This is a genomic window from Paenibacillus sp. FSL R7-0048 (genome assembly GCF_038004505.1).
Lineage (GTDB): Bacteria > Bacillota > Bacilli > Paenibacillales > Paenibacillaceae > Paenibacillus_AQ > Paenibacillus_AQ odorifer.
On sequence record NZ_JBBORF010000001.1, the window covers coordinates 3,410,996 to 3,423,310 of the forward strand.

The window sequence follows — 12,315 nt, forward strand, 5'->3', positions numbered from 1 at the left end:
GTGTCATATCTGACACGTTGGTATGTAAATTCTTATAAATTCCTATGATATAATGTACACAATTGAATTGAACAGATTATAACCACGAGGTAGGTGTCAACGAATTGAGAACAGTTGTCGTGATTGGCGGGGGAATTACTGGATTGTCTACCGCTTACTATTTACAGAAATCTATAGAGCATAACAAGCTAGATGTAAAAATCATTTTGGTTGAAGCCAGCGATAGACTGGGCGGCAAAATCAGAACACTAAAACAAGAAGACTTCATTATGGAGTCTGGGGCAGATTCTATTGTCACTCGCAAAACGAATGTTGCACCTCTGATTGAAGAGTTGGGTATTCAAAATGAGGTTGTATATAACGCGACAGGAATATCCTTTATTTATACAGAAGGTAAACTGAAGCAAATTCCTAAAGATGCAGTCTTTGGCATTCCGCTCAGTATGGAGTCGCTTGCTACAACAGAACTGATCTCAGCTGAAGGAAAGGTTGAAGCACTCAAAGATTTCTACACTCCCAATAATAAGTTTACGAAAAACGATTCCGTGGGTGATTTTCTAGAAGCTTTTTTTGGTAAAGAACTTGTCGAGAAGCAAATTTCACCGGTTCTTTCAGGTGTATATTCCGGGAAGCTAAGCGAACTTACAATTGCCTCAACGCTGCCTTATTTGATTGATTATAAGAATGAATATGGCAGTATTATTCAAGGCTTATCCGCAAATAAAGCCAAATTTCAAGGGAATGGTGATAAGAAGTTCATGTCATTCAAGGGAGGTGTATCTGCCTTGATCGACTCTATGGAAGAACATCTTTCTAATTCGGAGATCATCAAAGGGATTCGTGCCGAAAGAATTGAGAAGCGTGGAGAGCAGTACCAGGTAACTTTGGCAGATGGACGAATCATAGACTCCGATGTTGTCGTACTTGGAACGATGCATTCTACTGCACAAGCGCTACTTCAAGACGAAAAACTAAATGAAGATTTCAATCAGTTATATAATAGTTCTATGATTAGTGTATATTTAGGATTTGATATCCCCGACAGTCAGCTGCCTGCGAATGGCACAGGGTTCATCACTGCCAACAGCGATGATGTTCTATGTAATGCGTGTACGTGGACAAGTCGCAAGTGGGAGCATACGTCAGGACAACAGCGTCTGCTTGTCAGACTCTTTTATAAAAGCTCAAACCCTCATTATGATTCGTTGATCAAGCTATCTGAAGAGGAACTATTGAAGGTGGCTTTGAAAGATATACAGACCAGTCTCGGGATAACAGGACAGCCAGCTACCTACGATGTGACCAAATGGCATGATGTAATGCCAAACTACCATAAACTTCATCATCAAATTGTAGTATCCTTAGAGAAGAAGATGACAGACAGGTATCCTAATGTTATCCTTGCTGGATGCTCCTATTATGGTGTAGGCATTCCAGATTGTATTGCGAATGGAGAAAAAACAGCAGAGCGTATTCTGAAACAAGTAATTACACATTAAAAAGGAGGGTGTACAATCGTGAGAAGATTAGCGATCAGCTCTATGCAAAGTCTAGACTTATAAACAACGGCGGTTGTTTGTATAGAGCGAAAAATTGATTTTACCGCTAGTGCAGTGTGCATGGGTTGTTTAAAGAATAGACTTTGCTACCTTCAAACTCATAAAAAGTTTAAGGAGCAGAGCGATTATGAAATATGTAAATGCAGATACGATTTTCCCAAAAGAATTATTAGAGGAAATTCAGAAATATATCAACGGGGGTATGGTTTATATCCCTAAGCCTGAAGAATCACATGTAAAATGGGGCGAAAAGTCAGGGAGCAGAAAATACTTAAGATCTAGAAACATCGAAATCTGTCTAAGGTTTGCTGTGGGTGCAACGGTTGACCAGCTTTCAGATGAATATTGCCTATCTAGGGATAGTATTAAGAAAATTGTTTATTCAAAAAAATAGCTTATCATCCAAAAAAACCACGTTAGAGGAAACTCTGACGTGGTTTTTGGAATTTAATTATAATTCATCCATCTTTTTATTTGCGGCATTAATAGCTGTACTAGAAACCTTTGTTTTGTTTAGTGCTTCTTTCATCATTGTCATTGCTTCTAATTGCAACATTAATCGCTTTTAAATAGATTTCATGTAATGCTATACGATTTGTTTATTCATATTCAAAGAGGCTTCAAATGCATCAATTATATACAGGAATCGTTCTGCTTCTCGGAATACATGATCCGCAAGCAATGGATGGATGATGCTCTTTATTCGGCATTCCTCAATAAGATCACGTGCCGTTTTCTTAAAGTCACGGAGAGATTTAACTGAGACTTTATTCTCGTTAAGTTGCTGACTGAGCAGGGGTTTGGTTTTCATTAATAATTGCGTCTGATAAAAGATCTAACCTATCTTGATTCAGTTCTTCCAGTCGATTTCGAAAATAGTTGGCTTCCCTACTGACATGATCCACTAATAAGGGGAAGTTCGTTCCGCCTGGAAGCTTACATTGTAGAATTAGACCTAGTATTTTTCTTTTAAACGCCCAGATATGTGAAGCTGCACTATGAACTTCCTCATTAAACTTCCGTATTACAGCTGGATCAGAATCCACAGTAAATCCGAGTGATCTATTCTCTATGGCTTCGAATGTGGCATAGAATTGGTTTGCTTCATTAATTAGTTGCGTGTCTTCACAACGAAACCCTAATTTAAGAAAAAAAGAGTGTTCTTTCATGATTCGTGACCAGAATCTTATTTCATCTAGAGATCTCGAATCAAAAGGATCCGGCATATCTGAGCGCACCTCCCATTTTTATACAATTATAATATGCGTGAGGTTTGTACTGTATCCGCAAAAGTTAAGACGAGTATATAGAAGTACAGTAGGTACGGTTAACTTAATTATCAAATATAAATGGTGACATTATATAAAAATTAATTCTAATCGAATATGGCATATAACTAGAGTGAGGTCCTAATTATACTGAGAAAAGAAGTAATTATTGAGAAGAAATTGTGGAGGTATGATGGAGATTAAGCTTGTTCCAGTAACCATAATATTTGAGTGATCTCCATAAATATATTCAGGAATTCGACAGAAGGTAAGGAGGGAACGACATGAATATTACAATAACCTTAACTGACAGTGCCTCGAAGTTTATTATTAACAACCTTTACCCACTATACTTACACGATCTATCAGAAATATGGGGGACGATTCCTAATCGATATGGGATATTCGAGGAGGACGAGACACAGTCACTGCAGGAACAGAATAAAGTCTTCGACATTTGGTGGGAGAAAGCTGGCATTTTGTATCCTTATTTAATAAAAGAAAATGATATTCCAGTAGGGTTTGCATTAGTTGCTACACCACCATACACACCGTCTGCTTGTGAATTCTATTTGAATGAATTTTTTATTCTACGGCCCTTCCGTGGTAAGGGGATCGCTGAATATGCGGCTAAGGAAGTCTTTAAGCTTCATTTGGGTAACTGGGAGCTGCAAACGAATCCCACGGATACAAATAGGAGAGCACAGCATTTTTGGAGGAAAACTTTAAAAGAATACACTGGTGATAGTTATTTAGAGGAATGCGGGAAGTCATATGATGATGAATTAAAGATGATTTTTACATTCAATAACCAAACAAAATTATCGAATCCATAAAAGGGGATTTCGAAGTTATGTTTAAGATTTCATTCTTAAAAGCGAAAGCTTATAAGTACAATTGACTGCAATATTTGGTAGCTTTAGTGCTTGGAATGGATGCTATCACTATCGAATAGGTTTAATAATAAAAGCCGATCTAACTATCGTAGTTAGATCGGCTTTTGTTGATCTTAGCTATTTGATGCGTTTAACTTGCAAATATATGCTTACCAATTTTTAAGTTTTGCGGACGTGACCAAATCCATGCACTAGTTGCTGTATCGGGATTGAAATAATAGATTGAATGGTTTGTCGGGTCCCAACCTCGAACAGCATCAAGAGCAGCTAAATAAGCTGTCTGATTTGGTGTAAGCCAATACTGGCCGTCAGATACGGCTGTGAAAGCTCCTTTTTGGAATACAACTTCTTTGATATTGTCAGGAAATTGACTAGATTGTATACGATTCATGACTACTGCACCCACTGCAACTTGTCCAACATAAGGCTCACCGCGAGACTCACTGTAGATAACTTTAGCCAAAATATCCATTTCATTAATATTAAGCGTGTGTTTTTTTAAAATATTCCAAGTTTTTGTCCCCGAAATCCCATCAGCGCTTATGCCATAGGCCTTTTGAAATTTAGCAACCGCTGCTTTCGTCTGTGATCCGTATACCCCATCTAAGGGCTCAGTATAGAAATCAAGGGTTTTTAATCTATATTGTAGATCCCATACATCTCCTGAAGAACTTCCTATGGTTAATACCGGAGCTGCATTAGCAGAACCGATCATAGTAGCCATGCTCACCAGACCCAAAAGAAGCAACAAAGTGAATATTTTAGTCTTCATTATAGCAGCCTCCTTTCAGAAAACATTATAAATATAGTTTAAGCATTGAGACAATACTCATTTAATGGAAAATAAATTACTGTTTTACAAACTGTGAATCCTTAGTTCCGTTTGTGATTTTCTGAAATGGGTAAAATAATACTTATAGGCAGATAAAATTTCGGAGGTCTTTTATATGAAAAAGCAATTATTTCTACTAGTCGTCGCAGCTGCTTTCAGCTTAAGTGCTTGTAGTAATGACAATAGCTATGGCAATCAGATGTCTTCTAACGATACACAAATGGAACATAACTCACATTCAAGTTCAGGTGAAGTTCCAAAAGATCTGAGGGTAGCGGAGAATCCTACTTACAAAGAAGGAAGTGAAGCTGTGATCCAAACTGACCATATGGAAGGGATGAAGGGAGCCATTGCGACAATTGTGGGAGCTTATGAGACGACAGCATATAATGTTTCCTATAGACCTACTACAGGAGGTCAGCCGGTCACAAATCATAAGTGGATTATTCATGAAGAAATAAAAGAAGCAGAGGATATATCCTATCAACCAGGCTCAGAGGTCATTATGGAATCTGATCATATGAAGGATATGAAGGGTGCAACGGCTCAGATTAACTCAGCAGAAAAAACCACTGTCTATATGATTAATTACAAACCTACTACGGGTGGAGATGAAGTGAAAAATCATAAGTGGGTAACAGAAGATGAGCTTTCACCTGTAAAATAATAGATCAACACAAAAACTGCAACTTACTCAGTTACGCATGAGTACGTTGCAGTTTTTGTTGTTTTATAGTCAGTTTCAAAGTAATTTGCGGTTAGGCTTTATCCACTGCAAGTTTTGAAGATTTCATGTTTGACGGGTCCTGTTCAGCTTCTTCAGGAACTGGCATTTGGTTAGAAGTACGAAGTGGAAGCTCCTTCAGGAAGAAGACAAGCACGAAAGCTACAACAAGCACAATGGTCCCGGTTAAGAACACGGATGATAATGTCTGTCCTAAAGCGTCACGGATACCCTCAATCATTTGTAAGAAGACAGGCTGCACATCGGCTGGCAGACTAGCTTGAGTCTGTTCAAGCAATGGTTTGTTCATTAATGCCTGTGGATTAGCGAAGGAGAGCATTTGCTCAGCAAGTTTTGGATCAATCTGTGTGAAATCCGGTGCTGATGACGATTGCAGAGCTTCCTTCAAGTTTTTGGTAAGACTATTGGACATAACGGTACCCATGACTGCGATACCGATCGTACCGCCTAAATTACGGAATAATTGTGAGGAGGCCGTTACTACACCCAGTTCGGTGTGTGAAACCGCATTTTGAGTAGCTAGTGAGAATACTGGCATCCCCAATCCCAACCCAAGACCAAACACAATCATACTTAGGACAGCCATCGGTACATTATTCATAAATACCATAATTGTCATACCAGCAATCATAATGGGTATTCCAATTAATGCGTAACGTTTATACTTCCCTTTTTTCGCCATCTTTTGTCCGGTAAGGGCACTGGCTACAACCATAACGATCGACATTGGCATAGTAACATACCCTGCATATGTCGCGGAGATCCCCAGAACACCTTGTACGAAGAAGGAAAGATAGATCATAGCTCCCATCATACCGAAGTTCATAATAAAACCAATAATATTAGATATGGTAACTACACTATTCTTAAATAGATGAAGCGGGAGTATTGGATTTTTAGCTTTGGATTCGACAAAAATAAAGAGAAGTGCCGAAACGACTGTTCCCGCCAACAGGCCGAGAATTTGCGAAGAACCCCAATCATATTCTGTACCTGCCCAGGTGAAGGCAAGCAGTAGAGGAACGATGGTAGTTGTCATTAACAAGGAACCTAAATAGTCGATGCTGGTTGACTCTCCGCGTTTGCCTTTAGGAAATAAGGTAAGAATCATCACGAAGGCCACTACACCAAGCGGTAGGAAGATCCAGAACAGCCAATGCCAATCCATATTGTCGATCAAAAAGCCTCCAAGCGTTGGTCCAAGCACACTGGAGAAACCGAATACGGCCATCATCAACCCCATCCATTTACCACGTTCACGCGGAGGGAATAAGTCACCTACGGCAGTAAATGCGGTGGATTGAATAATACCTGCACCTACCCCTTGTATCCCACGATAAATGATAAATTGATAAACATCGGAAGATGTTCCTGTCAGAAAAGCCCCAACCATAAATAATAGAATACCTGCTAATAGAAAGGGTTTACGTCCGAACATATCAGATAACTTACCGACAAGAACGGTTGCTATTGTTGATGTTAATAAATAAATGTTAATAGTCCAAGTATAGTAATCCATGCCATCAAGAATTGCGATTATACGCGGCATAGCAGTACTTGTAATTGTCTGATTAATCGCTGCGAACAGCATTGCAGCCATAATAGCTATCATAATACTAAGTTTTCGTTTGCTGGATAAATGTTCCATTCGATTGTTTCCCCGCCACTTTTTAAATTTTATCTCTTGTCTAAATCAGAAATTATAACTGCGAAAATTCTTCTTAAATGCTCAATATCTTCATCGGGCAGTATCTTAAAGTAAGATTCCATAAGTTCTTGATGGCGTTCCTGCACCTCTTTAATCGTTGCTTCTCCTTTCTGCGTAATGGTGATGTGTACCACTCTTCGATCATCCTTGGCGCGTTCCTTATTTACGTAATCTTCAGCGATTAATTGGTCTGTTACGCCTGTAATTGCTGCTGAGGTAATACCAAGAGCTGCAGCAATCTGTGATACGTTTTGTGGACCGTTCTTAGATAAAGTCCTGAGGGTTTTGAACTGTGTAATATTTAGGGGGTAGTCTTGTTTGTTCCAATCTTGAGAGATTCCTTTTAAAAAGGATTTGAACATAGTAGATATCTGAAGAAAATCTTCATTATTAGCCAAATCACGCCTCCTAAAGTTATGAAATAGGGCGGAATAAGTAATTCCATTAAATTTTAGATAACAACTAAATGATTAACTACTTAATTATTAAAGCGTGAAACAATATATCATCCTTTTTTATATCTCGTCAAGAAAAGGTTTGTTTTTTCGAATGAAATAGAGTGGGTTGATAATATTGTTGTTGAAGTTCGTTCCTGAGCTAATGAATTATTTGTTATACTGTGTATAGTTATCGTTATTATCAATACATTAAAAAAGGAGCATTTATTTGAATCTAGCAACGCCAGTAACACCTATTCAACTTATGCAAGTACTTCTAAACGTTTCTGTGATTCGCCCTGTTTTTATCTGGGGGGCGCCTGGTATTGGGAAATCTTCGCTAGTAGAAGCTTTTGCTGATCAGGTGGGTCTTCCTTGTGTGTCTCTATTAGGTTCTCAATTAGCACCTGAAGACATCATTGGAGTCCCGCAAATCGTTAACGGTAAGAGCCAATTCTGTCCTCCAAAAATGATTGCTCGGGATGAACCTTATTGTTTGTTCCTGGACGAGCTTAATGCCTGTTCTCAAGAAGTGCAAAAAGCTTTTTATAGTCTCATCCACGAACGCCGCATAGGCGATTATCACCTACCTGAGGGCTCTATAGTAATAGGAGCTGGTAACCGTGCACAAGATAGTGCAATTGTTAAACCTATGTCCTCCGCGCTTATCAATCGGATGTTCCATATACAGTTAAATGTATCGTTTCAAAATTGGATCTCTTGGGCATATGAGCATAACATTCATCCTATGGTTATTGAATATCTGGAATTGCGTCCCGATCATTTGTGGAGTGCACCTCCAAAGACTGAAGAGCCTTTCTCCACGCCACGCTCTTGGCATATGCTTAGTGATGCACTACATGAGTTTGGCGATGATATAAATGCGGATACCGTGGGGATTTTAGCGAATGGTTCACTGACACCTGCTCACGCCACACAATTCAGGGCTTTTTATAAAAATCTAACTGGAAAATATGAACTTAATCAAATTATAGATGGTAAATCCTCATTTCCAACGGCTCCAGAAGATCGGGATCTCCTGTATTTCCTGGCGCAATCCTTGCGTGCCCAGATTATCAAAGAACTCCCTCCGATTAAAGATAACGTACGAGATGGACATCGCCAATTTGCACACACTGTTAAAAAGCTGATTAAAGACTTGTCCGTCATTAGCTTTGAAATTGCACAGCTAGTAGTTGCTAAGCAGGAGCAAAGTGATAATATTCCAGATTGGTTAATGGTTGAAATTGTACGTGATTTACCACGTCTTGCAATAAAAGAGCGGGGGTAAATATGGCTAAAAAAACAACTCCAGATAATCCCGCTTTGAAAAATTTTAATGAAGCATGTTCGTTAATCGCGGATCATCCTATTTTTGCGCCGTTATCTGTTCGAGCTTCGATTATTCATAATGAAAATAGTCCCTATCCTGAAGACGGCTGGGCAATTGTCACTAATAACGGTTATATTTACACTCATCCTAAACGGCGTGGCGAGGTTGCTGAATGGATGTACGTTTTGGCACATTGTTTTCTTCATTTAGGTCTTGGACATTTAAAGATTAAAGAGAATCAAGTGGCGTGGAACGTTGCATGTGATGTGTACATAGCAAAGTTTTTAAATGACTTGAAGCTTGGGAAAGTACCCGCAGATATGGAGTCGCGAATTGATCTTACAATTAAAGATGAACAACAGCTTTACGAGCAGTTTATGATAAAAGGAATTCCGGACACCTCCAGATATTTTGGGACTGCGGGTGTTTCAAAACTGGATATGAATGTTAGAGAAACCACCAAAAGATACTGGGGAAAAGCACCGGATTGGGAAGCCTATTTTGCTTATGGGTTATCTAATGCTGTGACGAATGCAGTAAGTGTTGCTGGAGGCCATGCTAATACTATTAGTGACCCTGCACTTTCATTAACCGCTCCACAACGTGCAAAACGATGGTTTATGGACAGATATCCTTTATTAGGTGCGCTTGCCGCCGGCTTTGAGATTATAGAAGATCCAGCGATATGTCGGCGATTTGATATTTCCATAGCTGCCATTGACGTTATTGAGCGCAAAATATTTATGAACCCTGCAGCCGGACTAAACGATGAGGAGTGTATTTTCGTGATAGCGCATGAGCTTCTGCACGCGGGGCTTCAGCATCACGAGCGATGTCTTGGCCGGGATCATTATCTTTGGAATGTGGCTTGTGACTACGTAATAAATCTATGGCTAGTAGAAATGAGTGTAGGGGAGTATCCGCGAATTGGACTCTTATTAGATCCTGAGCTTAAAGGTTTATCTGCTGAAACGATTTATGATCGTATGGTCGGAGATATCCGCACTTATAAGAAACTGGCAACCTTGAGAGGGAATGGACTTGGTGACATTTTAGATAACGGTTCATCAAGTTTTTGGGATGCGAGAGAAGGACAGACACTAGATGATTTCTGTAAAAATGCTATGCAACAAGGACTTATGTATCATGTAGAGCATAGTCGCGGTCTTTTGCCATCAGGCCTAGTTGAAGAGATTAGAGCGCTGGGCCAGCCACCTATTAAATGGGATGTAGAGCTTGCTCGTTGGTTTGATCATTATTTCTCACCGCTTGAGAAGACCAGATCTTATTCACGAATTAGCAGACGTCAATCTTCTACGCCTGATATCCCTCGACCACAGTGGGTTCATAGCGGTGCTGCAGATGATGGCCGCACTTTTGGAGTTATTTTAGATACCTCAGGCTCAATGGATAAAAAGCTTCTGGCCAAAGCATTAGGGGCCATTTCAAGTTATGCGCAGGCTCGTGATGTTCCTTTTGCACGGATTATCTTTTGTGATGCTTGTCCTTATGATGCAGGTTACATGCCCCCGGAGGCTATCGCGGATCGGGTACAAGTGAAGGGAAGAGGGGGAACGATCTTACAACCAGCTATTGATTTGATTCAACAAGCTGAGGATTTTCCGAAAAAAGGACCACTTCTAATTATTACAGATGGTTATTGTGACAAGCTGACCCTTAAAAGAGACCATGCTTATATCTTGCCCAAGGGAAATGACTTGCCTTTCTCACCCAAAGGACCTGTATTCAGAATTAATTAGGGCTTAGAATAAATTTAGAGCGAGGTAACAATGGATATGAATCCCCCCAAACATATTCTTTCAGCAGCTACAGTTGTATTCAATGATCAAGAAGAAATCTTATTAATAAAAGGTCCACGTAGAGGATGGGAGATGCCAGGCGGACAGGTTGAAGAGGAGGAGTCCCTTATAGAAGCAGCAATCAGGGAAGCCAAAGAAGAATCGGGCATTGATATAGAGATTAATAAGTTCTGCGGAGTTTTTCAAAATGTTGATCGATCTATTTGTACTAACCTATTTCTAGGGAAAGCCATCGGCGGCGAACCTGCTACTAGTTCCGAGAGCTTAGAAGTTGGGTTTTTCTCGATAGAACAAGCATTGGAAATGGTCACATGGAAAAACCTCAGACTGCGGCTGGAGTATTGTCTAAATGATGAGGTGCAGCCTTTTTACGTAGAGTTACGGGGTACAGAAGTTGAGGAAATTATATTTAAATTAGAAAACCAGCAAACTTTTTAGAGGTCCTCCTGCGTCCTAGCTAATGAGTGTCATCGGAAGGCACTTATAAATAGAGATGGAGGATGACGAGATATGAACAAAAGAACAAAAAATCTATTTAAAATGAGTGCAGTTGGATGTGTAGCCATTATGGGAGTGAGTGCAGCTTCTTTACCGGTTCATGCTATGGTTTCCACACAAGTAACAGCTAATGTTTCTGCGGCTTTACCGTTGAAGGCACCAGCCCTTGCTGGCATAAAAGTGCAAGAAAAAGTACTTAACACAACAAGTAAATACCTGATTGCAGATTTAAAAGTACCACAGCTAACAGGAATGCTGGATACTCATTATCAAGATGAACTGAACGATATTATCCTCTCTCATGCTGAAAAGGATCTGGCACAGTGGGAGAAAGACGCCGCAGAAATGGGCAAAAAAGCACAGGCTGATCAAATGGAATTTCATCCTTATACTCTTTATATTACTTATGATCTGAAATCAGATGGAACAGGTTCTCCAGCAGGCGTTATCTCCTTGACTGTTACTACTGAAGGTTCTGAAGGTGGAACAAGCATGCCGCGGATCGATACTTATAATGTGAAAAATATAGCTGAGGCAGAACCTGTTGCACTAACGGATGTACTGGGCGCTAACTACAAAGAGAAGCTCGATACAGACATTCTGACAGCGATTAAAAAGGATTCAGATAAGTATTTCTTAGAAGAGTACACAGGAACTTCAACTGAGCAGTCGTTCTATATCGATAAAGGTGACTTAATAATTGTATTCCCTAAATACAGCATTGCGCCAGGTTATGTAGGTTCACCAGAGTTTCGGTTCAGCTTAAATCATAGTTCAACGGATACAACTAAGCTTGATTTGAAAAAAGTAGCTACTTTCACGAATAAGAAAGGCGTGCTCATGGTATCGCTTCGTGATGTGGCCAGTCAACTAAACTATGAATTGAAATGGAATCAGTCTACCAAAACCGCTGAGTTGATGAAAGGAGCACAGTGGACAAGTGTTACGCTTAACAAAGATTCATACTTCTTCGCAAAAATGACTCCTAAAGCTTTAGGTGCCGCACCTGTTCTGCAAGATAACAAAACCTATGTACCTGTTCAATTCGTATCAGAAATTCTTCAGGTTGAAGTTCAGAAATAACCATTTAGAAGTTTGTGAAAGTAGTTTGATTTATTAAAAACATCCCGCAGGGTAATTCTTGCGCGGGTGTTTTTTTTACTTTTGATAACAGATTAGCCAGTTTAAAGAACTTTTTGAGCTGCTCCTGCGTCCTGCC

General features: G+C 39.7%; 11 protein-coding genes and 1 pseudogene. 8 read left to right on the plus strand and 4 right to left on the minus strand.

Annotation, left to right across the window (positions count from 1 at the left end):
* Positions 1 to 104: 104 nt before the first annotated feature.
* On the plus strand, positions 105 to 1,499 hold the full coding sequence (locus NSQ91_RS15385) for a protoporphyrinogen oxidase (protein ID WP_076190419.1): 1,395 nt from the start codon (positions 105 to 107) through the stop codon (positions 1,497 to 1,499).
* Positions 1,500 to 1,686: 187 nt separating this feature from the next.
* On the plus strand, positions 1,687 to 1,953 hold the full coding sequence (locus NSQ91_RS15390; protein WP_038570858.1) for a CD3324 family protein: 267 nt from the start codon (positions 1,687 to 1,689) through the stop codon (positions 1,951 to 1,953).
* A 192-nt stretch (positions 1,954 to 2,145) separates the two neighbouring features.
* Here NSQ91_RS15390 and NSQ91_RS15395 read toward each other — a convergent pair.
* A pseudogene (locus NSQ91_RS15395) lies at positions 2,146 to 2,785 on the minus strand (DUF2935 domain-containing protein).
* A gap of 326 nt (positions 2,786 to 3,111) precedes the next feature.
* On the opposite strand from NSQ91_RS15395, the gene NSQ91_RS15400 reads away from it, so the two are divergent.
* Positions 3,112 to 3,663 carry a GNAT family N-acetyltransferase gene (locus tag NSQ91_RS15400; RefSeq protein WP_076184532.1) on the plus strand — a complete coding sequence of 184 codons (552 nt, stop codon included), beginning with the start codon at positions 3,112 to 3,114 and terminating at the stop codon, positions 3,661 to 3,663.
* Between the two features lie 190 nt (positions 3,664 to 3,853).
* On the opposite strand, the gene sleB is transcribed toward NSQ91_RS15400, so the two are convergent.
* Positions 3,854 to 4,495, minus strand: coding sequence for a spore cortex-lytic enzyme (gene sleB, locus NSQ91_RS15405; RefSeq protein ID WP_076184533.1), 642 nt, complete (start codon positions 4,493 to 4,495; stop codon positions 3,854 to 3,856).
* Positions 4,496 to 4,670: 175 nt separating this feature from the next.
* Here sleB and NSQ91_RS15410 point away from each other — a divergent pair, with 175 nt between their 5' ends.
* Entirely contained in the window at positions 4,671 to 5,222 is a 552-nt protein-coding gene (locus NSQ91_RS15410; RefSeq protein ID WP_076184534.1) for a YdhK family protein, read from the plus strand.
* A 91-nt stretch (positions 5,223 to 5,313) separates the two neighbouring features.
* On the opposite strand, the gene NSQ91_RS15415 is transcribed toward NSQ91_RS15410, so the two are convergent.
* On the minus strand, positions 5,314 to 6,948 hold the full coding sequence (locus NSQ91_RS15415) for an MDR family MFS transporter (RefSeq protein ID WP_076184535.1): 1,635 nt from the start codon (positions 6,946 to 6,948) through the stop codon (positions 5,314 to 5,316).
* Between the two features lie 29 nt (positions 6,949 to 6,977).
* A complete protein-coding gene (locus tag NSQ91_RS15420) occupies positions 6,978 to 7,406 on the minus strand; it encodes a MarR family winged helix-turn-helix transcriptional regulator (RefSeq protein ID WP_036678010.1) in 429 nt (142 codons plus the stop codon).
* Positions 7,407 to 7,674: 268 nt separating this feature from the next.
* On the opposite strand from NSQ91_RS15420, the gene NSQ91_RS15425 reads away from it, so the two are divergent.
* The 4 genes from NSQ91_RS15425 (at position 7,675) to NSQ91_RS15440 (ending at position 12,179) form a co-directional block, all read left to right on the plus strand.
* Positions 7,675 to 8,736: an AAA family ATPase gene (locus NSQ91_RS15425; protein ID WP_076190418.1), complete on the plus strand. Its 1,062-nt coding sequence runs from the start codon at positions 7,675 to 7,677 to the stop codon at positions 8,734 to 8,736.
* Between the two features lie 2 nt (positions 8,737 to 8,738).
* Positions 8,739 to 10,538, plus strand: a complete 1,800-nt coding sequence (locus NSQ91_RS15430) for a vWA domain-containing protein (protein WP_076305502.1) — start codon at positions 8,739 to 8,741, stop codon at positions 10,536 to 10,538.
* 36 nt (positions 10,539 to 10,574) lie between these two features.
* Positions 10,575 to 11,036, plus strand: a complete 462-nt coding sequence (locus NSQ91_RS15435; protein WP_076125878.1) for an NUDIX hydrolase — start codon at positions 10,575 to 10,577, stop codon at positions 11,034 to 11,036.
* Positions 11,037 to 11,108: 72 nt separating this feature from the next.
* Positions 11,109 to 12,179, plus strand: a complete 1,071-nt coding sequence (locus tag NSQ91_RS15440) for a stalk domain-containing protein (RefSeq protein ID WP_076305501.1) — start codon at positions 11,109 to 11,111, stop codon at positions 12,177 to 12,179.
* Positions 12,180 to 12,315: the final 136 nt, after the last annotated feature.

Coding starts and splice junctions, on each gene's coding strand:
- NSQ91_RS15390 (WP_038570858.1), top strand. CDS start 1,687: ATGAAATATGTAAATGCAGATACGATTTTCCCAAAAGAATTATTAGAG.
- NSQ91_RS15400 (WP_076184532.1), top strand. CDS start 3,112: ATGAATATTACAATAACCTTAACTGACAGTGCCTCGAAGTTTATTATT.
- sleB (WP_076184533.1), bottom strand. CDS start 4,495: ATGAAGACTAAAATATTCACTTTGTTGCTTCTTTTGGGTCTGGTGAGC.
- NSQ91_RS15410 (WP_076184534.1), top strand. CDS start 4,671: ATGAAAAAGCAATTATTTCTACTAGTCGTCGCAGCTGCTTTCAGCTTA.
- NSQ91_RS15415 (WP_076184535.1), bottom strand. CDS start 6,948: ATGGAACATTTATCCAGCAAACGAAAACTTAGTATTATGATAGCTATT.
- NSQ91_RS15430 (WP_076305502.1), top strand. CDS start 8,739: ATGGCTAAAAAAACAACTCCAGATAATCCCGCTTTGAAAAATTTTAAT.
- NSQ91_RS15435 (WP_076125878.1), top strand. CDS start 10,575: ATGAATCCCCCCAAACATATTCTTTCAGCAGCTACAGTTGTATTCAAT.
- NSQ91_RS15440 (WP_076305501.1), top strand. CDS start 11,109: ATGAACAAAAGAACAAAAAATCTATTTAAAATGAGTGCAGTTGGATGT.